Raw genomic sequence first — 23,148 nt, forward strand, 5'->3', positions numbered from 1 at the left:
GATCAGTAGACACGCTTTTTCGGCGGCACCACGGCGACGTCGTCCGTCAGCGTGTACATGTGCACCGGGCGGTAATCGATCTTGGTGTTGCCGGCTTCGTCGACCGAGCACAGCGTGTGCTTCTGCCAGTTGGCGTCGTCGCGTTCCGGGAAGTCCTCGCGGGCGTGGGCGCCGCGCGACTCCTTGCGGTTTTCGGCCGAGACGATGGTCACCAGCGCCTGGTCGAGCAGGTTCGACAGCTCGAACGTCTCGATCAGGTCCGAATTCCAGATCAGCGAACGGTCGCTGACCTTGACGTCCGCGAACGAGGCGTGGATCTCGCGCATCTTCGCCACGCCCTCGGCCAGCGTCTCGCCGGTGCGGAACACGGCGGCGTCGGCCTGCATCGTGCGCTGCATCTTGTCGCGGATGACCGCGGTCGGGGTGCCGCCGTTGGCGTTGCGCAGCTTGTCCAGGCGGGCGAGCGACTTGTCGCAGGCGTCGGCTTCGAGCTTGGCGTGGGCGCCGTTCGGGGTGATGGTCTCGGCGGCGCGGTTGGCGACGGCGCGGCCGAACACGACCAGGTCGAGCAGCGAGTTCGAACCCAGGCGGTTGGCGCCGTGCACCGACACGCAGGCGGCTTCGCCGATCGCGTACAGGCCCGGCACGACCGCGTCCGGATTGCCGTCGCGCAGCTGCACCACTTCGCCGTGGTAGTTGGTCGGGATGCCACCCATGTTGTAGTGCACGGTCGGGATCACCGGGATCGGTTCCTTCTCCACGTCCACGCCGGCGAAGATGCGCGCCGATTCGGCGATGCCCGGCAGCTTCTCGTGGATCACTTCGGGGCCCAGGTGGGTCAGGTCGAGCAGGATGTGGTCCTTGTGCTCGCCGACGCCGCGGCCTTCGCGGATCTCGATGGTCATCGAGCGGCTGACCATGTCGCGCGGGGCGAGGTCCTTCACGCTCGGCGCGTAGCGCTCCATGAAGCGCTCGCCGTTGCTGTTGCGGAGGATGCCGCCTTCGCCGCGCACGCCTTCGGTGATCAGGCAGCCCGCGCCGTAGATGCCCGTCGGGTGGAACTGCACGAATTCCATGTCCTGCATGCCCAGTCCGGCGCGCAGCGCCATGCCGCCGCCGTCGCCGGTGCAGGTGTGCGCCGAGGTCGCGCTGAAATACGCGCGGCCGTAACCGCCGGTGGCGAGCACCGTGCCCTGCGCACGGAACAGATGCAGCGTGCCTTCGGACATGTCGAGGGCGAGCACGCCGCGGCAGGCGCCGTGCTGGTCCATGATCAGGTCGAGCGCGAAGTATTCGATGAAGAACTGCGCGTCGTGCGCCAGCGACTGCTGGTACAGCGTGTGCAGGATCGCGTGGCCGGTGCGGTCGGCCGCGGCGCAGGTGCGCTGCGCCGGCGGGCCTTCACCGAAACGCGTGGTCATGCCGCCGAACGGACGCTGGTAGATCTTGCCGTCGTCGGTGCGCGAGAACGGCACGCCGTAATGCTCGAGTTCGATGATGGCCGGAATCGCTTCCTTGCACATGTACTCGATCGCGTCCTGGTCGCCCAGCCAGTCCGAACCCTTCACGGTGTCGAAGAAGTGGTAACGCCAGTCGTCCTCACCCATGTTGGCGAGCGCCGCGGCGACGCCGCCCTGCGCCGCCACGGTGTGCGAACGCGTCGGGAAGACCTTGGTGATGCACGCGGTCTTCAGGCCCTTCTGGGCGAGGCCGAAGGTCGCACGCAGGCCCGCGCCGCCGGCGCCGACCACCACCATGTCGAACTTGTGTTCCTGGATCTGGTAACTCTTGGTAGAAGCTGCCGTCACGTTGTTACGCTCCCAGCGCGATGCGGATGATGGCGAGCACGCTGGCGAGTGCCGCGAGGACGCAGATGAAGATGTTGGCCAGGTGCAGCACCGTCGCCGACCACGGCGTATGCACGTAGTCCTCGATGATGACCTGCAGGCCAAGCTTGGCGTGCCAGAAGCTGGCGATCACGAATGCGATCAGCAGCACGGCATTGCACGGGTTGGCCACGGCAGCGCGAACCGTGGCGTAGTCGTCGCCCACCAGCGAAAGGATCAGCCAGACGACGTAGATCGACAGGAACACCAGCGCGACGGCGGTGATGCGCTGCAGGACGAAATGGTGCGTACCGTCCTTGGCGGAACCGAGACCGCGTGCATTCTTCAGCGGCGTGCGCAGGCGATTGTTGGACAGGCTCATGCGCCACCCCGCTGCATCATCGCCAGCACCCAGATCAGCATGGTCAGCAGCAGGCTGCCGAACACGGAAATCCAGCTGCTGCGAACGAACGATTCGATCGCGTAGCCATAACCCGCGTCCTGCACCAGATGGCGGATGCCGTTGATCAGGTGGTAGGCCAGCGACCAGCTCCATCCGAAGAGGATGATGAAGCCGAGCGGCGAACGCGCGAATGCGCTGAAGTGCGCCCACTGCTCCGGCCCTGCCGCCAGGGACAGGAAGGCGCAGACCATGAGCAGGCCGCCCAGGGCGAGGACGATGCCCGTCCCCCGGTGCAGGATCGAGGTCACCATCTGTACCTGCCAGCGATACACCTGCAGATGGGGCGACAAGGGACGTTCGCGAACGCGGTCGGGAGCAGCCATGGGCGTGCGGGTGTCTCGGCTGGGCGGCTGGGCCGCGTGGCGGATGGAAAGAGCGTAGAGCGTGAAGCGCGAGCTAGAAGTCGATGCAGCGGCCGTTCTTTTCCCAGTCGCCGTAGCGGGTCGGTTCCGGGCCTTCGCGTCCGCCCCATTCCCTTGGGGGCTGCCTGTCGGTCGATTCGGCCGGCGCGGGCTTGCGACCTGCCTCGGTCACTGCGTCCGTGACACGCTCGTGCGGGGCTTCCTGGGGGGATTGGCCTATCATCACGGCGCAAAATCTTAATTCCCGCCCCCATGCATGACAACCCGCAGGCCGGTTCCGCCTCGGCCTTCAGCCTCCCCGACCACCGCGTGATCGCCCTCTGGGGACGCGACGCGGCGACGTTCGCGCAGGCGCAATTCATGAACGATCTCAAGGTCTTGGCGCCGGGACGCTGGCAATGGAGCGGCTGGCTGACGCCCAAGGGACGCGTGGTCGCGTTGTTCGCACTGCTCAAGTTCGACGAGGAGAACCTGTGGCTGCTGGTGCCGGACGCCGAGCCGGTGACGCTGGCCGCGGCACTGCAGCGCTTCGTCTTCCGCAGCAAGGTGACGATCGCCGCGCGCGACGACCTGCGGGTGGAAGGCGCCTTCGTCGTGCCTGCGCTGGCGCGCGGCAACGCAGTCGCGGGAGAACCGGAAACGGGGATCGAGCTCGACTTCAGCGCCGACGAGGGGCCGCGCACCTTGCGCATCCTGCCGGCATCCACGGCATCCCACGACCCGATGTGGATGGCGCGCTGGACCGCCTTCGACCTGAGACATGGCCTGGCCCGCTTGCCGGGCACGCAATCCGATCATTGGACGCCACAACAGCTGTCGCTGGATCGCCTCAATGCCTTCAGCGTCAAGAAGGGCTGTTACCCCGGCCAGGAAATCGTGGCGCGCACGCATTTCCTCGGCAAGGTGAAACGCGGCGTCGCGCTCGTCGAAGCCAACGCCGCACTGCATCCGGGCGAAGACCTCAAGGCGGCAGGCGAACCGCTGGGGCATCTGGTGGCCAGCGCCGACCACGACGGGCGCCATCTCGGACTCGCCGTCGTACCGCTCGATCGCGCGGCCGCGCCACTGCACGTGCGCGACATCGAAGTGCACGAGCTGCCGTTGATGGAAGGCCTGGCGCGCTAGTACGCGCCAGGCGACGGGCTTCAGGCCAGGCGATCGGCCGCCGCGACGATGTCCTCGTCCCCCGGGATCACCAGGAACGCGGCACCGGCCAGTGGCGTGTAGGTATCCGCGCCGACCACGCGCTGGAACGGACGCGCGCCATAACCGCCCTCGGCAATGGCCGTGATCACGCCCTCGCCTACGCCCGCGCTGTGGCGGCCTTCGTCGACGATGACGATCCGCCTGGCCGACTTCGCCTGTTCGACGATGTACGCCTCGTTGAGCGGCACCAGCCAGCGCAGGTCGATCACGCGCACTTTCCAGCCGTGCTTCGCCTCGATCGCGCGCGCCGCACGCAGACTCATCGGCACGCCATTGCCGTAGGTGAAGATCACCAGGTCGTCGTTGCCTTCGCCGTAAACGCGGCCCTCGCCCAGCGGCATTGCTTCCTCGGGCTTGGGGTACATGGTCAGCCACTGGCCGTCGCCGGCTTCGTACAGATCCTTGGTCATGTACAGCGCGATCGGCTCGAGGAACACGCTGACGCGGCCGTCGACCTTCGCCAGCGCCGTCAGCGTGCGCAGCATCGTCGCCGCGTCGTCGCCGCGCGACGGGCAGCCTACGACCAGGCCCGGAATGTCGCGCAACGCGGTGATCGAATTGTCGTTGTGGAAATGGCCGCCGAAACCGCGCTGGTAACCGAGGCCCGCGATGCGCACCACCATCGGATTGGCGTACTGGTTGTTGCTGAAGAACTGCAGCGACGCCGCTTCGCCGCGGATCTGGTCGCACGCGTTGTGGAAGTACGCGAGGTACTGGATCTCGGGGATGGGCAGCATGCCCATGTTGGCGAAGCCCTGGGCCATGCCCAGGATCATCGTTTCGTCCAGCAGCGTGTTGAACACACGACGCGGGCCGAAGGCCTTCTGCAAGCCCTTGGTCACCGTGTACACGCCGCCCTTCTGCGCCACGTCCTCACCGAACAGCAGCGTGTCGGGATACTTGGCGAAGATGTCGTGCAGCGCGTTGTTGATCTGGATGGCGAGATGGCGAGGCGCCTGGTTTTCGGGCAGCTTGGCTTCGCCACCGAAGACGTCGAGACGGCGCTGCGCATAGTCCGCGCGTTCGGCTTCCTGCTTCACCTTCGCCGGCGTGTACGGCGCAAGCGGCGCGATCACGTCCTCCAGCCTGTCCAGCTTGGAGCGGCGGTCGGCCTCTTCGGCCGCGGCGAAGCACTTCCTGCGCGTGGCTTCGTACAGATCGAGCACCTCGTCCTTCGACATCAGGCCCGATTCGAGCGCAATGGCAGCCGAACGCAGCAACGGATCGGCCGCTTCCACCGCACACAGCTCTTCGACCGAACGCCACTCGATTTCGAAGTCGGTGCCCGCATGACCCATGATGCGGTTGGTCTTCAGGTGCAGGAAGGTCGGGCGACGCGTGCGACGGCAATGCTCGACTGCCTTCTGCACGTCGCCGTAGCCCGATGCCAGGTCGAGGCCGTCGGCGAAGAAGTAGTCGAGGCCATCCATGTTGCGGAAGCGGTTGGCGATCCAGCCCGATGGCGTCTTCACCGAAATGCCGATGCCGTTGTCTTCGCAAACAAAAAGCACCGGCGCCGGCAGCTTCTGGTACGCGGTCCACGCCGCCGCGTTGAAGGCGGTCTGCGCGGTGGCGTGATTGGAGGAGGCGTCGCCGAACGAGCAGATCGCGATACTGTCGTCGGGAATCGGCAACGCATGACCGAGGCGCTTGCCGGTTTCGATGGCGACGGCAGTGCCCAGCGCCTTCGGCAGGTGCGAGGCGATCGTCGACGTTTGCGGCAGCACCCACAACGGCTTGCTGCCCCACACCTTGTGGCGCCCGCCCGAGGCCGGATCGTCCTTGCTCGCAGCGAAGGACAGCGCCGAATCCATGATCGGATCCATGCCCGGCAACTTGCGGAAACGCTCGGCCATGAAGCCGCCGGAGCGGTAGTGCAGGAATGCGGGATCGGTATGGCGGGTGAGGCGCGCGACCATCGCATTGCCTTCGTGGCCACTGGAACCGATGGTGTAGAAGACCTTGTTCTGCACGCGCAGGACGCGCGCCATCAGATCGAGGTGTCGGCTGATCAGCTGCGACTCGAACAGGTCGCGGAAGCCCTGCGCGTCGAGCGCACTGCCTTCGAGGATCGACTCATGGGCGGCCGGCTTCGCATCGCTTTGTCCATTCCAGGCCTTCACGAAGTCGCTGAAGTTGACGTCGCAGATCTCGGCCCGGTTGAGGCCCTTCATGCGTGCGGGAATGGGATTGGGAATGGTCGCGAACATGGACTGATTTCGTATGGGGCGGAACGTGTCCGCCGTTTGAGATTGACGAAGGCGGCAGCAGCGCCTCAGGTGGACTGGTCGATCAACGCCTGTGCGTCGGCGTCGGGCGCGGGCATCGGCACGAAGCCGGGCGTCGCTTCGACGCGCTCCAGCCATCCGCGGATCGCCGGGTAGGCAGCCAGATCGATCCCGCCGTGACCGGCGACGCAGGTGTAGGCATGCAGCGCGATATCGGCGATTCCGTAGAAGTCGCCCGTGAACCACTGCTGCGAAGAAAGGTGCCGTTCCATTACGGCGAGCGCCTGGTGGCCGCGCTCGCGCAATCTCGGCAGGTCGGCGCGGCGGGGCGAATCGATCGGTGTCCAGCCGCAGATGAAGCGCGCGACCGCGATGTACGGCTCGTGGCTGTACTGCTCGAAGAACATCCAGCTCAGCGCCTGGGCTTTCTGCCACGGATCCACCGGCAGGAACGGCGTGCCTTCGGCCAGCCAGTGCAGGATCGCGTTCGACTCGGTGAGCACGCGTCCGTCATCGAGTTCGATGAAAGGCACCTTGCCGTTGGGATTCCGGGCCAGCATTTCCGGCGTGCGCGTGGACCCGTCGTCGCTGCGCTTCTCGATCCAGCGGTAATCGCGGCCCAGCTGCTCCAGCAACAGGCGCACCTTGTGGCAGTTGCCCGATGGCGAGAATCCATAGACGGTGATCACGCCGCGATCTCCTTGCGCCGGGCGCGCCATTCCTCGCGCGACTGCCCCCAGATCTCGATGGGATGCACGTCGAGAGGCGGAGGCAACCGGCCCGGTCCGCGGTTGCGCGAGCCCAGGCGCCGCGCCACTGCCTGCGAGGCCGTATTGGTCGGTGCGATGGAATGGATCACCTCGCTCCAGCCCAGCACATCGAAGGCGTAATCCATCGCAGCGATGCACGCTTCGGTCGCGTAACCCATGCCGCGCGCATCCATGTGGAACGAATAGCCGATCTCGGTACCGGGCCAGCCGTCGGGTTGCCAGGGACCGGCCTGTCCCATCCAGCGACCGCTCGCCTTCTCGATCACGGAAAACATCGCGAACCCCTGCAGCATCCACGCGCCCGGCATCTGCAGGAAGCGGCGCCACGCCTCATGGCGCTGCAACGGGCCGCCGATGTGATGCGAGCTTTCGTCCGCGAGCATTTCCGCATAACGCTCGAAATCCCCGATCCGCGGCAGGCGGAGGATCAGTCGCGGGGTTTCGAGCTGGACAGCGGGAGCGGCCAAGAGCGGATCCTCCGGACGGAGCGACATCGCTTGCGCCTGCTGTCGCAGGCGCAAGCAAGGAAAACATCAGAACGCGCTGATGCCGGTCAGTTCACGACCGATCACGAGCTGGTGGACCGTCTCGGTACCTTCGTACGTGATCACGGATTCGAGGTTCAATGCGTGACGAATCGCCGCATGCTCGGTGGTGATGCCGGCGCCGCCCAGCAGGTCGCGGCATTCGCGCGCGATGTCGATGGCCATGCGGCAGTTGTTCCACTTCGCCAGCGATACCTGCTGCGGCTGCATCTGGCCCGCGTCCTTGAGACGGCCCAGCTGCAGCACCAGGAGCTGGGCCAGGGTGATGCGGCGGGCCATTTCGGCCATCTTGATCTGGGCGCTCTGCGTGGCCGCCACCGGACGGTCGAACAGGATGCGCTCCTTGGAGTAGTTCAGCGCCTCATCCAGACAGGCGATGGCGGCACCGATCGGCCCCCAGGTGATGCCGTAGCGGGCCTGCGTAAGGCAGCCCAGGGGACCCTTGAGGCCCTTCACGTTGGGCAGACGGTTCGCTTCGGGGACGCGCACATTGTCGAAGTACAGCGCGCTGGTGACCGAAGCGCGCAGCGACATCTTGTGCTTGATCTCCTGCGCCGCGAAGCCGGCCATGCCCTTCTCGACCACGAAGCCCTGGATGCCTTCGTCGGTCTGCGCCCAGACGATCGCGATGTCGGCGAGGTTGCCGTTGGTGATCCACATCTTGGAGCCGTTGAGGATCCAGTCGCCGCCGTCCTTGCGCGCGTTCGTCTTCATGTTGGCCGGATCGGAACCGCCATGCGGTTCGGTCAGGCCGAAGCAGCCGATGATTTCGCCGCGGGCCATGCCCGGCAGCCAGCGTTCGCGCTGCTCTTCGCTACCGTAGGCGTAGATGGGGTACATGCACAGCGAGGACTGCACGCTGACGAAGCTGCGGATGCCGCTGTCGCCGCGCTCCAGCTCCTGGCAGATCAGGCCGTAGCTGACGCCGTTGAGGCCGGCGCAACCGTACTTCTCCGGTAGCGACGAACCCAGCAGGCCCAGCTCGGCGATTTCCGGGACGAGTTCCTTCGGAAAGCGCCCTTGGTCGAAGGCGTCGCCGATGAGCGGCAGCACGCGCTCGTTGGTGAAGCGCGCGACAGTGTCCTGGACAGCCCTTTCTTCTTCGCTGAGGAGGGAGCGGACGTCGAACAGATCGTAGGGATTCAGGGCCATCGGGGGTGCTCGGGCGCGAATAAAGATCCCCATTGTATCGGCCGCTATTGCGGGGCGGCACCCGTGGAATGGCCGACGATCGGCCGCCGTTGGACGCAAAGCGACGACGGCCCCTGCGGAATGTTCAAACGCTCCGGGTGTGCGGCTGGAACGCCCAAAAGGAACGGGGCCGGAAATCCGGCCCCGTTCGGTTTGCCTCGCGGCGAGCTGCTGGTCGGGTATCAACCCTGCGTCTTGTCCGCAGTGGCCGAGGCGGTCTGGGTGACCACTTCGCCGTCGACGACAGGCAGCCTGTCGCCCGGCTTCTCGTCCATGCGGATGGTGTGTTCCTGACCTTCGTAGCGGTAGGTCACGTCGTAGCCGACCACCTCGTTCTCGCTGCCCAGACGGATCTGGCTGCCCGGCTTGCTGCCGGTACGCATGGTGCCGGTCGTGCCGTCCGGGTTGCGGTAGGTGACGTTCCAGGCAACGGTCTTGCTCGAGGTGCTGGTATCCGAGACGGTATGGCACTGTCGCTCGGTGCGATTGACCACCTTGCCGCCGACATGATTCTTGTCGACCCGGTTGCCGATGTAGCCACCCGCTGCGGCACCCGCCACGGTCGCGGCCTTGCGGCCATTACCGCTGCCGATCTGGTTGCCGACGAGGCCGCCGATGATCGCACCGGCCACGGTGCCGCCGACGTTGCCGTCGCGTTCCGGGGCGCGCTCCTGCACCACGACGTCCTCGCACACTTCGCGCGGCGTCGAGGTGGTGCTGGTCTCCTTGACGGGCTCGGACCCGATCACGGTGGCGTACTGCGGCTTCTTCTCCGTCAGTTCCTTCACGTTGACGACGTCGGCGTATTCGAGCTTGCTGCCTTCGATCGCATTGTCGGCGGCGACGTCTTCGCCGGTGGCCTCGGCAGCGGGATTCGCCGTAGCGAAATCGTTCGCTACCGTGTCGTGGCTGCGGAAGCTGTTGTATGCCGCAACTGCGACGCCACCCACCAGCAGCGACGCCAGCGCGACGGCGAGCATGTTCTTGTTCATTTGGAGCCTCCTGCAGCGGGAGTTGCCCGCGGGTTGGTTTGGACGGCCGCATTCCAGCACCGCGAACCTGAACAAGCGCGTAGCCGCGACAACGAAAACCTAACGGGCGTGAACCCGTTGTTCACAGCGTGATAGCGTGCACATATCCACGTTATCGGGTTCTGCCATGGCAAATCCCCTACTGGCTCCCATCCTCGGCTTCCTGGGAAGGCTCAGCTACCCGCGACTGTTCGTAGTTACGGCGGCGCTGTTCCTGATCGACCTGGCCGTGCCCGATTTCATTCCGCTGGCGGACGAAATACTGCTCGGCCTCGGCAGTCTGCTGCTTGCGAATCTCAGGAGACGCAAGGCACCGGTCGGCCGCGATGCGATCGAGGGCGAGCCTCGTCGCTGAGCCGATGGTGCTGGTCGACACCCACTGCCATCTCGACGCTTCCGAGTTCGATGCGGATCGCGATGCAGTAACTGCACGTGCGCGCGGCGAAGGCGTCGTCCGTCAGATCATTCCCGCCGTGGATGCCGCAGGCTGGCCAAAGTTGCGCCACATTTGCGCGACGAAGAATGCCGGCCTTCACCCCGCATACGGCCTCCATCCCATGTACCTGGAGGCGCATCGCGAGGAACACCTGTGCCAGTTGCGCGACTGGATCGAACGCGAGCATCCCGTGGCCGTGGGCGAATGCGGGCTGGACTACTTCGTCGAAGGTCTCGACCGCGACCGACAGGCAGAGTATTTCGATGCGCAGCTACGACTGGCGCGTGATTTCGAACTGCCCGTCATCGTGCATGCCCGTCGCGCGGTCGACGCGGTGATTGCCATGATCCGCAAGGTCGGCAAGCTTCGCGGCGTGGTGCACAGCTACTCGGGTAGCGAGGAACAGGCCAGGCAGCTGTGGGATCTGGGCTTCATGATCGGCCTGGGCGGGCCTGTCACCTACGATCGTGCAAACCGGCTGCGGCGGCTTGCCAGCCAGATGCCTTTGGAGCATCTCCTTCTGGAAACGGATGCTCCGGATCAGCCCGACGCCGGCATCCGCGGCGAACGCAACGAGCCGGCGCGTCTGACGACCGTGCTGTCGACGATCGCGGAACTGCGCGGCGTCGCTCCCGCCGAGGTGGCGGCAGCGACGACGGCCAACGCGGAGCGGCTGTTCCGCCTCCCGTCGCAGTCGCAGTAACGCCTACTTCCTGGGTTTCAGCAGCAACTCCAACGCACGCCCCGCGGCGGCGAAGGCGAACGTGCCGGTAATGTGCGTCGCGGCGCCGAGTCCGGCTCCGCAATCCAGCTTGAGCGCGGCATCGCCGCTGACCTGGGGCCGGATGCCGCACACGCTTCCGTCCGGCTGCGGGTATTGCACGTTCTCCAGCGAATAGATCGCCGAAATGCCGAAATAGCGATCGCGGTTCTTCGGGAAGTTGAATTCGCTGCGCAACTTCTTGCGTACCAGCGCAAGCATGGCGTCGTGCTCGGTACGCGACAGGTCGCGCACCCGCACCAGCGTCGGATCGGTGCGGCCACCGGCAGATCCGCACACGATCAGCGGCAGCTTGCGGCGGCGGCACCAGGCAATGAGCTCGACCTTGCTGCGGAAGCTGTCGCACGCGTCCAGTACGAGATCGAAGCCGCGATCGAGCAGCGCCTCGACGTTGCCTGCCGTCAGGAAGCTCGGGATGGCCTCGACCTCGATGGCCGGATTGATGGCCCGGCAACGCTCGGCCATCGCTTCGACCTTGTTGCGACCGTACTGCCCCTGCAATGCCGGCAATTGCCGGTTGGTGTTGGATACGCACAGATCGTCGGCGTCGATGAGGCACAGGTGGCCGATGCCGCTGCGCGCCAGCGCTTCGACGGCCCATGAGCCCACGCCGCCCATGCCGATCACGGCGATCCGCGCCTGCGCGAACTGTTGCAGCGCACCCTTGCCGTAGAGACGGTCGATGCCGCCGAACCGCTCGAGCCAGCGGGAATCCAGTACTTGCGAAGTCATGCCGCCATTGTAAGCGGCGCCGGTGGCGAAGCCTGCCGCAGCCTTGCTATGGTGCGCGGCAATTCGCCACCCCGGTGGCCTGACGCGAGGACTGAGCATGAGCGATCCGAATCCCGGCACCGTCGCCCGTAGGGGCAATGGCTCCAGGTATCTGTTCCTGTTCCTGCTCGGGCTGGTCGTCGGCGCCGTCGCCATCGTGATGGCGCTGCGCGCCTGGGATGCACGCAAGGACCACTTCCCGGAAAGCCTCATGCATGTGCAGGGCTGGCACGTGCGGCAGCTGGCCAAGGCCGTCGAACAGAACCGCTGCGCGGCGACCGATACCCTGCCCCACTTCAAGGCACTGCGTACCACGGCCGACGACCTCGAGCGCGCATTCCCCGGACTGGCGGACGACCAGCGCTTCACCCAGGCGGCCAGCAACCTGCGAGGCACGCTCGACGCCGCATTGGCCTCGCCACCGCTGAATTGCGAAGGCGTGGCGCGCTTGAACAAGGACATCGGTGCCGGCTGCAAGGCCTGCCACCAGGATTTCCGCTGACACATCATGTGTCCCGCTGCGCGCTGAACGCGGCAGCGGCTCGGCTCCCGAGTTGATTGCCGGTTCACGCGAGCGCGCCTAGTTTGGCGACACCTGGTCGAGGCAGACCACTGTCCCCAAGGAGCGTCGCATGACTACCCGCAACCCCCTTCTGATCTGTGCCGCTGCGGCCTCGCTTGCGCTCGCAGGTTGCGCTTCGTCGCCCGGCTACAGCGACAGCGGTTATTACGGCGGCGGCTATGGCCAAGCCAGCTGCTACGACTGCGGCACGGTGACGCGCATCGAACAGGTCGGCCAGCCAACGAGCGGTGTAACCGGCGCCGTCCTGGGCGGCATCGTAGGGGCCGCGGCCGGTCGGGAGATTGCCGACGACAAGAGCAAGGGCCGCCGCAATACCGCTACCGCGGCCGGCGCGGTCGCAGGTGCCGTCGCCGGCAGCGCGATCGAGCGCAATGTGCGCGGTGCGCGCTACAACGTGTACGTGCGCATGGATGATGGTCGTGTGGTTACCGTCACGCAGAATGACCTCAATGGCGTCCGCGAAGGCTCCTATGTCCGGGTAGCCAACGGCCGCGCCACACTGCGCTGAAGCCTGCCTTCAGCAATAAAAAGGGCCCGCCATGCGGGCCCTTCCCGCGTCTGGAGTCCCGTTTATTTCCAGCAGTCGGTGGTCGCGCCGGTTTTCAATCCGGTCTGGTCGATCGTCATAGTCCCGCACTTCGTCTCGGCGACTGCCTGGCGTCCCTGAGGAACGATCTGCAGGACGTAGCCCGTGCCGTTCGGGGTGCCGACGAATCCGATCGCGTAGTGAGGGTTGAGGTCGCTGCTGCAGCTCGGTGCGGGTGCGCCGGTGTACGTCATGTTGGTCGTGTAGAAGCGCTCCATGAACTGCGCCTGCTCCGTCAGGCAACCCTGAGCGGCGGTCCGACGCGACCTGACCATGGCGAACTCGTAGCTGGGCAGCGCAATGGCCGCCAGGATTGCAACCACCGCCACCGTGATCATCAGCTCCATCAGCGTGAATCCCGCGCTGACGGAGCTGCCGCGCCGACGACGCTCCATGAGCCGCGATCGTTGCAGTGCGCCCATGTCAGTCCCTCAGGATTTCGCGCCAGGAAACGCGCTGCGGCGCCGTCCCCGGCGGGTTGATCGGCGGATCCGCCTTGCCGCCCAGCGAACCACCGACGACGGCGATGGCGCTGCCCGGGCCGCGGATGATGATCGGCTTGGTGAGCATGCCGATGCCCGGATCCAGGGAGCCGACAGCGATCTTGTTGCCAGCGCTGTCGGTGAGCGTGTCCTGGTTGTTGAACACGCCATCGCCATTGGCGTCGAAGAACGGGTTTTTGAGGCTCGTGCCCGTGAACGCATCCAGCGCGTTGAGATAACCCTTGCCACCCGCATCGCACGCGTTGCTGGTGGGCGGAATGATGCTGGCGAAGAAGAGCGCCGAACCATCCACCAGCGGTCGATTGATGACACGCTCGCCTTCGACGGGCTTGGAAAGATCGATGTACCAGCCACGTTTATCCGAAGGCAGCAGCGCCGGCGCTTCAAATGCGCGGTTGCCAGTGGCGGTATCGACGACCGCGATCGTCCGATGCTCGAGGTCGGACTTCGAAATCGTGTCGGTGCTGTCGTCGATGAGTCCGTACATCGACTGGATGGTGGTGTCGGTGAGGTCTGCCGTGGTGAGCAGGCTGCCGGTGCCGACGAACACCCAGCGTTTTCCAGTCAGCGGATCGCGGGCCAACGCCAGGTCGGCCGTGATCGGCTGGCCGGATGGCGTGCGGAACAACGGGCTGCCGTTGAACGCCACCTTGCCCGTGCCGGCGCTGTTGGTGAAATCGAACTTCCAGACATTGCCCTTGAGGTCGCCGGCGAATACGTAGTCGACGGTCCCATTTCCGTCCTCATCCCAGCCGCGCGGCGACGAGAGGCCGTTGTCGCCTGCGCTCCCGGTGTCGATTTCCTGCATCACCGCACCGCTCAGCAGATTGACCACGTACAGGACGGCCTTGCCATTGGTGCTGTTGATGCCGTTGCCGAAGATCGCGACCTTGGTTCCACCGTTCAGCGTGGTGATCATCGGCTCGCCCAGGACGTAGCCCATGTTGCCGCCGCTGGTTCGCTCCCATAGCACGTCGCCCGTGGAGAACGAATCCGGATTGCTGACATCGAGGGCGTAGACCCCCTTGCCACCACGTCCCAGCGTGCCCACCAGGTAGTTCTTGCCGGGCGTGACCGAACGCGGCGACACCACGATGGGCCCATCCACGAAGTACTCGTGCGAGTACTGCGGGCTGCTCAGGGTCGCCAGCTTCGTGAAATCGATGCCGCCGGGCACGTAGGCGAACCGCTCGATGCCGGTCAGCGCGTTGAAGGCATGCATCATGCCGTCGTTGGCACCGACGAAGATCGTTTCCGTGTCCTTCACGTACATCGGCGACGAATTGACGATGTCACCCAGCACCGTCTCGCGGTCGCGCAGTTCGCCGCCGTTCTGACGCTCGCGATCGCGACTGCCCTTGATATAGGCGACGTTGTCGGCGGCGCTCACCGGGGCAATCGCCCGGCTGGACTGGTCGAGCAGGCTCGATTGCGTCGCAGTCGGGAACGTCGCGCCACCCGAGCCGTTCCAGGTCAGGAAGGTACGCCCGCTGGAGGGAATCAGCTGCGAAGCCTTCCAGGTCGCCGTATCGGAAACGCCGGCCTCCGACGCGTCGTAGGCGGCGAGTTCGCCGCTCCATTTGCCGGACACATAACTGGCCTGGTAAACGCGCGTGTTGGTGATGAACGAGGTGCTGTTCGCCGTCACGTTCGACGCGGACCCCAGACGCTCGGCAACGGAGGCGAAAGCCTGCAGCAGTCCTTCGGTGAATTCCTTGGTGTTGCTCGCGACCAGAAATCCACCGTGACCATTCACGCCCGCGTGCCACAGATCGTCGATGCGATCAGCGTTCTCGCCGCCGTTGATCGGATCGGGCCAGTGCTTGGTGCCATTGGTAATGGAGGAAAGGTCGGTCTTGGGATCGAGCGTGCCCTTCAGGCCGATGGAAACGCCGAAGGTGACCATGTGTTGCCAGAACGCCGGGTCGGCAAAGGACTTGGGAACGTTGTTCTCCAATCCGGCTTCGAACTGCGTCTTGGCGCGCAGGTCGTTCTTCCAGTAGTGCATCGCCACGTCGGCCAGGGTATCGGGGCGGGAGCGAGAACCCGTCTCGACGAAGTTGTCGCGATACGGATTCTTCACCTCGTAGGTGTAGCTCTGCTTGAGATTTCCGTCGGCGTCGCGTTGCTCAATGGTCGGGCCCGCGGTGCCGTCGGCATCGCCGATGGCGGCGTAGCCGGCCTTGTCGTTCCAGAATCCGTCGGTGGTCAGGATGGTGAAGTTCTGGCGGCAACTGATCTGGTTGGCACCGGTTTCCGGCCCCCAGGGACCACTGGCTCCGGATTGCGAGAAGTACTCGCCTGCGCGCTGCAGCGCGCGGTGCAACGGCGTCGAATCGTTGGCGGTGGCAGACTGCAGGCGGTCGTACCAGTTGACCTTATTGTTGCCGCGAAAAAGTCCGCCATCGGTGCCGACCGGGATATCGAAGCGGGTGTTGTTGACGCCGTTGCGATTGATCGTGTCCAGGCCGAGGCGGAGCTTTTCTCCGACGCGGCTCAACGCTTCGCTGGCGCCCGCCTTGGCCACTTTCATGCGCGTGCGATGGTACGAGTACCAGGTCGCGAAATTCTTCATCTCATCGGCATCGCTGCGCCCCGTGGGAGTGGCGTAGCTGCAATCTTCCCAGTCGCCCCGCCTGTACGTGAGGCATTGCTGGACCCGGGTCGTGCCCTTCGAGGTAACGAAGCGATAACGCGTGAAATTGGAGCGCTTTGTGCTGGTCGCCACCGCAGCCGATTTGGGCACGTAGAAGATGGGGCTTTCGTCCGAAAGGTCCACCGACCCGCGCAGCAGCGCCGTATCGCTGTACGCCGAATAGAAGGAAGTCCCTCCGGTGAAGCGCGTGCCATCCGCCTTGATCCATGGCTGGTAGGTAACCGCCGGGTTGTAGTAGATGGTGTTGTGTCCGTAGGACACATCGGTCACTTCGTCCTCGTCCAGGTCACCATCCTCGATGTTCGCTGGCATGGCCACCCAGTCCATCGAACCGGAATCGTCGAGAATGAAAAGAACGTTCGCGGGGGGATACTCCGCCTGCGATTGCAGCGGGACATTGGGAATGTCCAGGGCATGGCCGGGCGCCGCCGCGAGCGTCGCAAGGAACGTGAGCGCCGCCGCCAGGGAGCGGCTGCTGCGAGGGGCGTGGCCGACTGCGCGACTGGATTGGGTCTTGGTCATGTGTCGGCTCCGATCAGGGGACCGCGTAGATGGATTGCAGCATCACTTCCGCGCGGCCATTGGCGCGGCTCAGTGCCGTGATGCGGTAACGGCTCTCGGTGCCGCTGCACGCGCTTTCGCCGATGACGTGTTCGGTGGTGCAGCTGCCGCGGGGAGGAACATTGTTCGCAAGCAGCTCCACGATGAACTTCGGTCGTGCCGTTTCGGTGCCGAGGTTCACGAGGGTCTCGGGGGCATCGGTCCATACCGCTTCGTCTTCCCACACCGGCGCGGCGGTAGGATCGGGCTTCGCGCACAATCCCTTGGAACAGCCGGACGCAGGCAGTGCGGGCTTGGTGGATGCAAGCAGCTCGCCTTCGCGCAGCGCGGCTTCCGCCGCCTGGAAGGACAATCCGCGGTCGCGCACGCTGGAACTCATGCGCTCTTCCATCAGCGTGCCGCGCAGGCTCGCGAGCCCCAACAGCGCGATCACCAGCAGCAGGATCAGCACAGTGATGAGCGTCGCCGCGCCGCGCTGGCGCGATGGTGAGGTGATGGGGGTCGGTCGCATGCTCATTGGGCGTGGTTCCGGATGGTGACGACGAGCTGGAGGTGGCGACGCAAGCCCTGTCCGTCGGTACCGACTGTTTCGGTACCTTCCAGGGTGAGGTCCATGTTCACGGCGACGACCTTGTCGGAAGCCCAGTCCGCCGCGGTCACGGCAGTGGCGTCGACGTAGTTGGTAGAGCCGGCAAGGAGGTACTGCAGGTTCAGATCGCGCACCCCGTCGACGATCTCGTTGTTGTCGACCGTCAGTACGCCGCCGTTGTTGCGCAGCGTGGACTGGTACAGCGAACGGCCACCGCGCCCGTTCGCACCGATGTACCAGCGGGTTGCGCGCAGCTTGGCGAGAATCGCGGGCCAGAGATCTTCCGCCTCGTTCTTGACGCCGTCGTCGTCGCCGTCGCATCCGCCTCCGGAAAACTTGCCCTGATAGCAACCGAAGGCGTACTGGTTGCCGTTCGTGGTGCAGTTCACCGGCGTACCGAAGCCCAGGCCCTTGCTGCAATTGCCCGGTGTTCCGATGCCGGGGTTATGCACGATGGTGTCGTTGGTTCCCGACTGCGCGTTGGTGACCTGGAACACCGCGGCCTCGGCGAAGTCGCAGGCAAGCGCCAGGTCGCCGTCGAACAGGCCGTGATTGACCGTGTTGACCTTGAACTGCGCCGACGCAGGCACGTGGCTGACAATGGCCACGCCGTTGGAAACCGCGGACTTGAGCTCGATGGCGTCCGTACCGGCGATGCGTTGCCCCGCCGCCGTGCCGAAGGCCGCATCGGCGAAAGCCTGGGTGCCTTCGTAACCGCGGATCCCGGTGGTGAAATCCGTGTACCACAGCGCGGTGGAGTTCTTGATCACGTTGTAGAGGGGCAGGTTCTTCTCGCAGGGGTTACCCGCCGATTCGCGCATGTCCCGAGCCATCAGCTCGAACGCGACCCGCATGTTCTCCTGGATTCGCCCCAGGCTTTCGGTCGAGGCATAAGTACGGCTGGTGGCAACGAATACGGTGCTCGCCGCGCCCACGACGATCAGGCCGACTACCAGGGACACCATCAGTTCGACGAGGGTCACGCCGCGCGAAAAGCGCGCACGTGCATGGGCATGACGTTTCATAGGCGCGTGACGATCCTGACGGTGTGCTCGGATTCGCCCTTGGCGCGCGCGTCGTTCCACTGCACGGCGATCGTGCATTCCACGCTGCCGCAAGCGACCTGTGCGCAGGCGGACTGACCAAGGGTCTGCTTCAACGAATCGATCCAGTTGGCCAGGTCGTTCATGGCCAGCGTTCCCCGGTCGGGGGCACTGCACGTCATCGTGTCGAGGTTGTAGCCGCCGATGCGCGCGACCTCGCGATTGGCGCGCATCGCATCGAGGATGGCGTAGGTCTGCACCGTCGCCTGGCTGCTCTCCAGCGAGCTCTGACTGCTGCGGAGTGCGGTCATCTGCAGCGCGGCGACGCCGAGCATGCCGAATGCGAGCACGACGATGGCGATGAGCACTTCGATCATGCCGACGCCGGCTTGCCGGCGCAGGGAGCGGAGTCCCGGCCTGCGGGCGCTTGGTGGTGTGGTCATGGCTTGTCTCCAGGCGCCAGGCACTTGCCGCCGGCGTTCTTGCTGGTCACTCGAATCCGGCTGCCCGCGCCGATGCTGATATCCCGCTCGTTCTCCTGCGGATGCAGGATCGGCAGGCATGCGCCTACCGCGGCGTTGAGCAGGTTGCCGCCGGCATCCCTGGCCATGCCGTCGGAATTGAAGGTGACTCTCCCGGCGAAGGCGGTGCTGCCGAGCAGCTGCACGTTCCCGGCCACCGTTGCACGACGGACCAGGCGTTCGGCGACGTCGTACTGCCCGTCCCTGTCGGCATCCTGGAAGACGATCCAGCCCGTGGCGCCCGCCGCCGCGCAGGACGGAATGGCGGCGTTCGGGTCCACGCTGAGGCACGCAACGGTGCGACGGTTGACCCGGATGGCCTCGAGGCGCGCCGACTGCAGGGAGGCCACGGTTTCGTTTGCGGCGGAACGCAGGCGATTGCCATTGACCAGCGATTGCATCGCGGGCGTGGCGGCCGCTGCGAGAATGGCCACCACTGCCAGCGTGACCATCAGTTCGATAAGGGTGAACCCACGCACCGCCGATCGACCCGCCGACCTGCCGGTTGCGCCAGGAATTGCGCGGATTGACGGGACGCCCACCGCAGTTGCGGCAACGAGCGCGGCGGCCAGGTTGGCCCGCGTTTCCCCCCGGTTTTTCCCCTGCATCCTTTCCCCCAGTGCACAATCCCCGCACTGCCCGCACCCCCGCGGACAGCCGGTTACCGTTCGTCAGACCGACTTACGGTAGGAATTTACAGGCTGAACGGCAAGAATATCCGACCAGCGGTAGCCCAGTGCCCGATCCGTGAGCCTATTCACAATTGATTTGGGGCTCCTGGGGGTTTGGGCAGATTTTGCAAAGCCTGCATTGCTGCATCGCAGCACGAATGGGCGGCGCGTCCGCCCCCAAAGACCTGCCCCGGCTGAAAAGAAAAACCCGGCCGGAGCCGGGCTTCAAAATCCTGTGGCGCGGACGAACCGCGACGGGACGAAATTAGATCGGTTCGACGGCGTCGGCCTGCAGGCCCTTCTGGCCCTGGACGACGGTGAACGAAACCTTCTGGCCTTCCTTCAGGCTCTTGAAGCCCTGCACCTGGATGGCACGGAAGTGCACGAACACGTCTTCACCATTTTCGCGGCTGATGAAGCCGAAGCCCTTGGCATCGTTGAACCACTTGACGGTACCGGTTTCGCGGGTCGACATACTTACTTGCTCCCTGGAACATTTGCTGGTTGGACACGACGCTCATCGTGTGCTGGTTCGCAAGGAGGAAGCGAGGTGTAACGATGTAGCGGATCGACGGATCAACCGCATCGGGCCACGGTTCACGGTGACCCTGGCAAACACAGCGCCCGCACGGTACCCCGGGCCCGGTGAAAATGCAACGAACCTCGCCGGGGGTCCGAAAGCCCCCGAACAGCGCCCCAATCACACAGATCAGACGACGGACCGAATGGACTTTCAGACGCTTTATTACGTGCTCGCGGTAGTAATGATGGTGGTCGGCATCGCGGGCACGGTTCTGCCCGCCCTGCCGGGCCTGCCCCTGGTGTTCGCGGGAATGCTGCTGGCCGCCTGGGCAGGTCATTTCGAGGAAGTGAGCGGATGGACGATGGTCGTCCTGGCGCTCCTCACCCTGCTCTCCCTGGGCATCGACTTCATGGCCACGGCGCTGGGCGCGAAGCGGGTCGGCGCCAGCAAGCCGGCGCTGGTGGGCGCGATCCTCGGCACGTTCGCCGGCCTGGCGTTCGGCTTCGTGGGCGTCTTCATCGGTCCGTTCGTGGGTGCATTGCTCGGCGAGCTGTACTGGCTGCGCGGTGTCGGCGGACGCGAGCTCGGCCAGGCCACCCGCGTCGGCCTGGGCACCTGGCTCGGCATCGTGGTCGGCACGATCCTCAAGCTGGGCGTGGCCTTCGTGATGGTCGGGCTGTTCGCCATCGCGTGGTTCTTCTGATGCGGGCGGTTTCCGGCGTGCTCCTGCTGCTCCTCGTCTCGCCCGCACTGGCGCAGGAGGCCGCGCAGACCCGGCTCGATCCGCAAGCCTGCGTGGCGATCCCGGTCGATGCCGATCGCCTCGCCTGCTACGACGCCGCGATGCAGCGGAACGCCGCCGACACCGCCGCGGCCGACCAGGCGGCGCAAGCCGCCAAGGCGACACGCGCACTGATCCAGCAGTACGAACGCCTGGAACGCGAGACCCTGCCGCCCGCCGAGCGGACGCGCCGCATCGTGAGCGACCTGTTCCGCAAGGAAGGCGGCTCGGTCTTCGACGAACGCATCGCCAATGCGGGGAAAGGGTCGCTGCTCGACAGCCGCTGGGAACTGGCGAAGGACTCCAAGCTGGGCACGTTCAACTTCCGTGCGTACAAGCCGGTGTACCTGTTGCCCGCGTTCTGGAGCAGCGATCCGAACGAGCTGCCGAGCTCCTCGAATCCGACCAGGGTGCCGGCGCAGCCCCAGTCGCTGGACGCCGTCGAGGCGAAGTTCCAGCTCAGCTTCAAGACCAAGGTCGCGCAGAACCTGTTCGGCGACAACGGCGACCTGTGGGCCGCCTACACCCAGAGTTCGCGCTGGCAGGTCTACAACGCCGACGAATCGCGCCCCTTCCGCGAGACCAACTACGAGCCCGAAGTGCTGCTGGTCTTCCGCAACAGTTATTCGCTGGGCGGATGGCGCGGCCGGATGTTCGGCATCGGCGTGAACCACCAGTCCAACGGCCGCGCCGATCCGGTATCGCGCAGCTGGAATCGCGTCATCGCCAACATCGGCCTGGACCGCGAGGACTGGGCGGTGATGATCCGGCCGTGGTGGCGGATACCCGACGGCCGCAATGCCGACGAGAACCCGGGCATCGAGGATTACGTCGGTCGCGGCGATATCACGGTCGTGCGCCGCTGGAACGACCACGAGCTGGCGCTGATGGCACGCCACTCGCTGCGTACCGGCGCCAACTCGCGGGGCGCGGTGCAGTTCGACTGGGGCTTCCCGATCACCCGCACGCTGCGCGGCCACGTGCAGGTGTTCGACGGCTACGGCGAAAGCCTGATCGACTACGACCACCGCGCCCTGTATCTCGGCCTCGGGATCTCGCTGCTCGAGTGGTACTGAGCCGCCGAAGCGGCCATTTCACGGCGCATTGCTGAACCGGGTTCCACAGTGCGGGAATGCCCTGGTCCCGCAAGCGCATGCTCTGGACAATCGCTCTGACCGCCGTGGCGACCCTGCTGGTCGTCGTGATTTCGCTCAATTTCACCGCTCCCGAGAAGCAGCTCGAGCGCAAGATCGAGCACCGTTACGCCATCGCCGATCCGCAGTTCCGGCGCGAGATGGGCGTGATGCTCGGGCCGGCCATCGTGCCCGGCAACCACGTCACCGATCTGGAGAACGGCGACGAGATCTTCCCCGCAATGCTCGCCGCCATCCGCGCCGCGCGGAAGACCATCACCTTCGAGACCTACATCTACTGGGAAGGCCAGGTCGGCCAGGCGTTCGCCGACGCGCTGTCGGAACGCGCACGCGCCGGCGTCGCCGTGAGCGTCACCATCGACTGGGTCGGCAGCATCACCATGGACCAACGCCAGCTACAGGAGATGCAGGACGCCGGCGTGCACGTCGAACGCTACCGTCCGCTGCACTGGTACAACCTCGCCCGGCTCAACAACCGCACGCACCGCAAGCTGCTGGTCGTCGACGGCGCCGTCGCTTTCACCGGCGGTGTCGGCATCGGCGATCCCTGGCAGGGGCACGCGCAGGATCCCGACCACTGGCGCGACATGCATTTCCGCATCGAGGGGCCTGTGGCCTCGCAGTTCCAGGCGGCCTTCAACGACAACTGGATCAAGACGACCGGCGTAGTGCTCAACGGCGCCGACTACTTCCCGCCGCTGGAGAAGGTCGGCGACATGGACGCGCATCTGTTCATCAGTTCGCCGTCCGGCGGCAGCGAAAGCATGCATCTGATGTATCTGATGGCGATCGCCGCGTCCGAACACAGCATCGACCTGCAGGCCGCGTATTTCATTCCCGACGAACTGATCACCAAGGCGCTGATTGCCGCGCGCCACCGCGGTGTGCGTATCCGGGTCGTCGTTCCGGGCAAGAACACCGATTCGGACGCAGCCCGGTTCGCATCCAAGGCAGGCTGGGGACCGCTGCTGTTGGCCGGGATCGAGATCTACGAGTACGAACCGACCATGTTCCACAACAAGATGCTGATCGTGGACGGCCTGCTGGTGTCAGTCGGTTCCACCAACTTCGACCTGCGCTCGTTCCGGCTCAACGACGAGGCGAGCCTCAACGTGTACGACCCGGCGTTCGCGGCGCGCATGACCGAGGTCTTCGAAGCGGATCTGAAGCCGACGCATCGCTACACCTACGGGACGTGGAAGCAGCGCCCGCTGAAGGAAAAGCTTTTCGAAACCTTCATCCTGCCGTTGAAGTCGCAGTTGTAGAAAGCGGCGTGCGTTGCGGATTCCGGGCTTTGCTCCTTGCCGTCCTGCTCCCCTGGCGATGAGGAATGCATGAACGCTGCGTCGACGGCAGGCCATTGGACC

The 23,148-nt window shown here is 65.5% G+C and carries 25 protein-coding genes; 8 read left to right on the forward strand and 17 right to left on the reverse strand.

Annotation, left to right across the window (positions count from 1 at the left end; translation table 11 throughout):
- Positions 1–2: 2 nt before the first annotated feature.
- The 4 genes from sdhA to ACFPN1_RS05025 form a co-directional block, all read right to left on the reverse strand.
- Positions 3–1,757: a succinate dehydrogenase flavoprotein subunit gene (gene sdhA, locus ACFPN1_RS05010; protein ID WP_386754045.1), complete on the reverse strand. Its 1,755-nt coding sequence runs from the start codon at positions 1,755–1,757 to the stop codon at positions 3–5.
- A gap of 55 nt (positions 1,758–1,812) precedes the next feature.
- A complete protein-coding gene (sdhD, locus tag ACFPN1_RS05015; RefSeq protein WP_386753494.1) occupies positions 1,813–2,208 on the reverse strand; it encodes a succinate dehydrogenase, hydrophobic membrane anchor protein in 396 nt (131 codons plus the stop codon).
- Positions 2,205–2,612, reverse strand: a complete 408-nt coding sequence (gene sdhC / locus ACFPN1_RS05020; protein WP_386753496.1) for a succinate dehydrogenase, cytochrome b556 subunit — start codon at positions 2,610–2,612, stop codon at positions 2,205–2,207. Before sdhC ends, sdhD begins: the two co-directional genes overlap by 4 nt.
- A 73-nt stretch (positions 2,613–2,685) precedes the next feature.
- The gene (locus ACFPN1_RS05025) at positions 2,686–2,874 is read right to left on the reverse strand and encodes a DUF1674 domain-containing protein (RefSeq protein ID WP_386753498.1); all 189 of its coding nucleotides are present in this window, start codon (positions 2,872–2,874) and stop codon (positions 2,686–2,688) included.
- 29 nt (positions 2,875–2,903) lie between these two features.
- Here ACFPN1_RS05025 and ygfZ point away from each other — a divergent pair, with 29 nt between their 5' ends.
- Positions 2,904–3,776, forward strand: a complete 873-nt coding sequence (ygfZ, locus tag ACFPN1_RS05030) for a CAF17-like 4Fe-4S cluster assembly/insertion protein YgfZ (RefSeq protein ID WP_386753500.1) — start codon at positions 2,904–2,906, stop codon at positions 3,774–3,776.
- A 20-nt stretch (positions 3,777–3,796) separates the two neighbouring features.
- Here the strand turns inward: ygfZ and ACFPN1_RS05035 are convergent, their stop codons facing one another.
- From ACFPN1_RS05035 to ACFPN1_RS05055, 5 genes are all read right to left on the reverse strand, one after another.
- Positions 3,797–6,067, reverse strand: coding sequence for a thiamine pyrophosphate-dependent enzyme (locus ACFPN1_RS05035; protein ID WP_386753501.1), 2,271 nt, complete (start codon positions 6,065–6,067; stop codon positions 3,797–3,799).
- 65 nt (positions 6,068–6,132) lie between these two features.
- Complete coding sequence (locus tag ACFPN1_RS05040) at positions 6,133–6,804, reverse strand: glutathione S-transferase family protein (RefSeq protein WP_386753503.1); 672 nt, start codon at positions 6,802–6,804, stop codon at positions 6,133–6,135.
- Positions 6,771–7,322, reverse strand: a complete 552-nt coding sequence (locus ACFPN1_RS05045; protein WP_386753505.1) for a GNAT family N-acetyltransferase — start codon at positions 7,320–7,322, stop codon at positions 6,771–6,773. The genes ACFPN1_RS05040 and ACFPN1_RS05045 overlap by 34 nt, the downstream gene beginning before the upstream one ends.
- A gap of 66 nt (positions 7,323–7,388) precedes the next feature.
- Positions 7,389–8,552 (reverse strand): acyl-CoA dehydrogenase family protein, encoded by a 1,164-nt coding sequence (locus ACFPN1_RS05050; RefSeq protein ID WP_386753507.1) that lies wholly within the window; start codon positions 8,550–8,552, stop codon positions 7,389–7,391.
- A gap of 221 nt (positions 8,553–8,773) precedes the next feature.
- The gene (locus ACFPN1_RS05055) at positions 8,774–9,583 is read right to left on the reverse strand and encodes a glycine zipper 2TM domain-containing protein (RefSeq protein WP_386753509.1); all 810 of its coding nucleotides are present in this window, start codon (positions 9,581–9,583) and stop codon (positions 8,774–8,776) included.
- A 166-nt stretch (positions 9,584–9,749) separates the two neighbouring features.
- Between ACFPN1_RS05055 and ACFPN1_RS05060 the strand changes: the two genes are divergently transcribed.
- A complete protein-coding gene (locus ACFPN1_RS05060; RefSeq protein ID WP_386753511.1) occupies positions 9,750–9,977 on the forward strand; it encodes a DUF6116 family protein in 228 nt (75 codons plus the stop codon).
- Between the two features lie 4 nt (positions 9,978–9,981).
- Entirely contained in the window at positions 9,982–10,761 is a 780-nt protein-coding gene (locus tag ACFPN1_RS05065) for a TatD family hydrolase (RefSeq protein WP_386753513.1), read from the forward strand.
- A 3-nt stretch (positions 10,762–10,764) separates the two neighbouring features.
- Here ACFPN1_RS05065 and tcdA read toward each other — a convergent pair whose 3' ends face one another.
- The gene (gene tcdA / locus ACFPN1_RS05070) at positions 10,765–11,571 is read right to left on the reverse strand and encodes a tRNA cyclic N6-threonylcarbamoyladenosine(37) synthase TcdA (protein ID WP_386753515.1); all 807 of its coding nucleotides are present in this window, start codon (positions 11,569–11,571) and stop codon (positions 10,765–10,767) included.
- 97 nt (positions 11,572–11,668) lie between these two features.
- Between tcdA and ACFPN1_RS05075 the strand changes: the two genes are divergently transcribed.
- Positions 11,669–12,112 carry a hypothetical protein gene (locus ACFPN1_RS05075; protein WP_386753517.1) on the forward strand — a complete coding sequence of 148 codons (444 nt, stop codon included), beginning with the start codon at positions 11,669–11,671 and terminating at the stop codon, positions 12,110–12,112.
- A gap of 130 nt (positions 12,113–12,242) precedes the next feature.
- Positions 12,243–12,701 (forward strand): peptidoglycan-associated outer membrane lipoprotein precursor, encoded by a 459-nt coding sequence (locus ACFPN1_RS05080; RefSeq protein ID WP_386753519.1) that lies wholly within the window; start codon positions 12,243–12,245, stop codon positions 12,699–12,701.
- Positions 12,702–12,763: 62 nt separating this feature from the next.
- On the opposite strand, the gene ACFPN1_RS05085 is transcribed toward ACFPN1_RS05080, so the two are convergent.
- The 7 genes from ACFPN1_RS05085 to ACFPN1_RS05115 all read right to left on the reverse strand — a co-directional run bounded on the left by ACFPN1_RS05085 (position 12,764) and on the right by ACFPN1_RS05115 (position 19,798).
- Complete coding sequence (locus ACFPN1_RS05085; RefSeq protein ID WP_386753521.1) at positions 12,764–13,201, reverse strand: type IV pilin protein; 438 nt, start codon at positions 13,199–13,201, stop codon at positions 12,764–12,766.
- A 1-nt stretch (position 13,202) separates the two neighbouring features.
- Positions 13,203–16,460, reverse strand: coding sequence for a pilus assembly protein (locus tag ACFPN1_RS05090; protein WP_386753523.1), 3,258 nt, complete (start codon positions 16,458–16,460; stop codon positions 13,203–13,205).
- Positions 16,461–16,473: 13 nt separating this feature from the next.
- Complete coding sequence (locus ACFPN1_RS05095; protein ID WP_386753524.1) at positions 16,474–17,016, reverse strand: pilus assembly PilX family protein; 543 nt, start codon at positions 17,014–17,016, stop codon at positions 16,474–16,476.
- Complete coding sequence (locus tag ACFPN1_RS05100) at positions 17,013–18,113, reverse strand: PilW family protein (protein WP_386753526.1); 1,101 nt, start codon at positions 18,111–18,113, stop codon at positions 17,013–17,015. The genes ACFPN1_RS05095 and ACFPN1_RS05100 overlap by 4 nt, the downstream gene beginning before the upstream one ends.
- Positions 18,110–18,574 (reverse strand): type IV pilus modification protein PilV, encoded by a 465-nt coding sequence (gene pilV, locus ACFPN1_RS05105; RefSeq protein WP_386753527.1) that lies wholly within the window; start codon positions 18,572–18,574, stop codon positions 18,110–18,112. The genes ACFPN1_RS05100 and pilV overlap by 4 nt, the downstream gene beginning before the upstream one ends.
- Positions 18,571–19,260 carry a GspH/FimT family pseudopilin gene (locus tag ACFPN1_RS05110; protein ID WP_386753528.1) on the reverse strand — a complete coding sequence of 230 codons (690 nt, stop codon included), beginning with the start codon at positions 19,258–19,260 and terminating at the stop codon, positions 18,571–18,573. The genes pilV and ACFPN1_RS05110 overlap by 4 nt, the downstream gene beginning before the upstream one ends.
- Before the next feature lie 328 nt (positions 19,261–19,588).
- A complete protein-coding gene (locus tag ACFPN1_RS05115; protein WP_386753529.1) occupies positions 19,589–19,798 on the reverse strand; it encodes a cold-shock protein in 210 nt (69 codons plus the stop codon).
- Between the two features lie 250 nt (positions 19,799–20,048).
- On the opposite strand from ACFPN1_RS05115, the gene ACFPN1_RS05120 reads away from it, so the two are divergent.
- From ACFPN1_RS05120 to ACFPN1_RS05130, 3 genes are all read left to right on the forward strand, one after another.
- Positions 20,049–20,549: a DUF456 domain-containing protein gene (locus ACFPN1_RS05120; RefSeq protein WP_386753531.1), complete on the forward strand. Its 501-nt coding sequence runs from the start codon at positions 20,049–20,051 to the stop codon at positions 20,547–20,549.
- Positions 20,549–21,703, forward strand: a complete 1,155-nt coding sequence (locus ACFPN1_RS05125; protein WP_386753533.1) for a phospholipase A — start codon at positions 20,549–20,551, stop codon at positions 21,701–21,703. Before ACFPN1_RS05120 ends, ACFPN1_RS05125 begins: the two co-directional genes overlap by 1 nt.
- 77 nt (positions 21,704–21,780) lie before the next feature.
- Complete coding sequence (locus ACFPN1_RS05130) at positions 21,781–23,046, forward strand: phospholipase D-like domain-containing protein (protein ID WP_386753535.1); 1,266 nt, start codon at positions 21,781–21,783, stop codon at positions 23,044–23,046.
- Positions 23,047–23,148 lie beyond the last annotated feature (102 nt).

The sequence above is a fragment of the Lysobacter yangpyeongensis genome, from assembly GCF_042655745.1.
GTDB classification, from domain to species: Bacteria; Pseudomonadota; Gammaproteobacteria; order Xanthomonadales; family Xanthomonadaceae; genus Agrilutibacter; species Agrilutibacter yangpyeongensis.

Excerpts from the sequence above, each read along its gene's own strand:
- ygfZ (WP_386753500.1), top strand. The coding sequence starts at position 2,904 with ATGCATGACAACCCGCAGGCCGGTTCCGCCTCGGCCTTCAGCCTCCCC.
- ACFPN1_RS05120 (WP_386753531.1), top strand. The coding sequence starts at position 20,049 with ATGGACTTTCAGACGCTTTATTACGTGCTCGCGGTAGTAATGATGGTG.
- ACFPN1_RS05110 (WP_386753528.1), bottom strand. The coding sequence starts at position 19,260 with ATGCAGGGGAAAAACCGGGGGGAAACGCGGGCCAACCTGGCCGCCGCG.
- sdhA (WP_386754045.1), bottom strand. The coding sequence starts at position 1,757 with ATGGTGGTGGTCGGCGCCGGCGGCGCGGGCCTGCGTGCGACCTTCGGC.
- ACFPN1_RS05085 (WP_386753521.1), bottom strand. The coding sequence starts at position 13,201 with ATGGGCGCACTGCAACGATCGCGGCTCATGGAGCGTCGTCGGCGCGGC.
- ACFPN1_RS05050 (WP_386753507.1), bottom strand. The coding sequence starts at position 8,552 with ATGGCCCTGAATCCCTACGATCTGTTCGACGTCCGCTCCCTCCTCAGC.
- ACFPN1_RS05090 (WP_386753523.1), bottom strand. The coding sequence starts at position 16,460 with ATGACCAAGACCCAATCCAGTCGCGCAGTCGGCCACGCCCCTCGCAGC.
- ACFPN1_RS05125 (WP_386753533.1), top strand. The coding sequence starts at position 20,549 with ATGCGGGCGGTTTCCGGCGTGCTCCTGCTGCTCCTCGTCTCGCCCGCA.
- sdhC (WP_386753496.1), bottom strand. The coding sequence starts at position 2,612 with ATGGCTGCTCCCGACCGCGTTCGCGAACGTCCCTTGTCGCCCCATCTG.
- tcdA (WP_386753515.1), bottom strand. The coding sequence starts at position 11,571 with ATGACTTCGCAAGTACTGGATTCCCGCTGGCTCGAGCGGTTCGGCGGC.
- ACFPN1_RS05100 (WP_386753526.1), bottom strand. The coding sequence starts at position 18,113 with ATGAAACGTCATGCCCATGCACGTGCGCGCTTTTCGCGCGGCGTGACC.
- ACFPN1_RS05060 (WP_386753511.1), top strand. The coding sequence starts at position 9,750 with ATGGCAAATCCCCTACTGGCTCCCATCCTCGGCTTCCTGGGAAGGCTC.
- ACFPN1_RS05065 (WP_386753513.1), top strand. The coding sequence starts at position 9,982 with ATGGTGCTGGTCGACACCCACTGCCATCTCGACGCTTCCGAGTTCGAT.
- ACFPN1_RS05025 (WP_386753498.1), bottom strand. The coding sequence starts at position 2,874 with ATGATAGGCCAATCCCCCCAGGAAGCCCCGCACGAGCGTGTCACGGAC.
- ACFPN1_RS05035 (WP_386753501.1), bottom strand. The coding sequence starts at position 6,067 with ATGTTCGCGACCATTCCCAATCCCATTCCCGCACGCATGAAGGGCCTC.
- ACFPN1_RS05075 (WP_386753517.1), top strand. The coding sequence starts at position 11,669 with ATGAGCGATCCGAATCCCGGCACCGTCGCCCGTAGGGGCAATGGCTCC.
- ACFPN1_RS05115 (WP_386753529.1), bottom strand. The coding sequence starts at position 19,798 with ATGTCGACCCGCGAAACCGGTACCGTCAAGTGGTTCAACGATGCCAAG.
- ACFPN1_RS05055 (WP_386753509.1), bottom strand. The coding sequence starts at position 9,583 with ATGAACAAGAACATGCTCGCCGTCGCGCTGGCGTCGCTGCTGGTGGGT.
- pilV (WP_386753527.1), bottom strand. The coding sequence starts at position 18,574 with ATGACCACACCACCAAGCGCCCGCAGGCCGGGACTCCGCTCCCTGCGC.
- ACFPN1_RS05130 (WP_386753535.1), top strand. The coding sequence starts at position 21,781 with ATGCTCTGGACAATCGCTCTGACCGCCGTGGCGACCCTGCTGGTCGTC.
- ACFPN1_RS05080 (WP_386753519.1), top strand. The coding sequence starts at position 12,243 with ATGACTACCCGCAACCCCCTTCTGATCTGTGCCGCTGCGGCCTCGCTT.
- ACFPN1_RS05040 (WP_386753503.1), bottom strand. The coding sequence starts at position 6,804 with ATGGCGCGCCCGGCGCAAGGAGATCGCGGCGTGATCACCGTCTATGGA.
- sdhD (WP_386753494.1), bottom strand. The coding sequence starts at position 2,208 with ATGAGCCTGTCCAACAATCGCCTGCGCACGCCGCTGAAGAATGCACGC.
- ACFPN1_RS05095 (WP_386753524.1), bottom strand. The coding sequence starts at position 17,016 with ATGAGCATGCGACCGACCCCCATCACCTCACCATCGCGCCAGCGCGGC.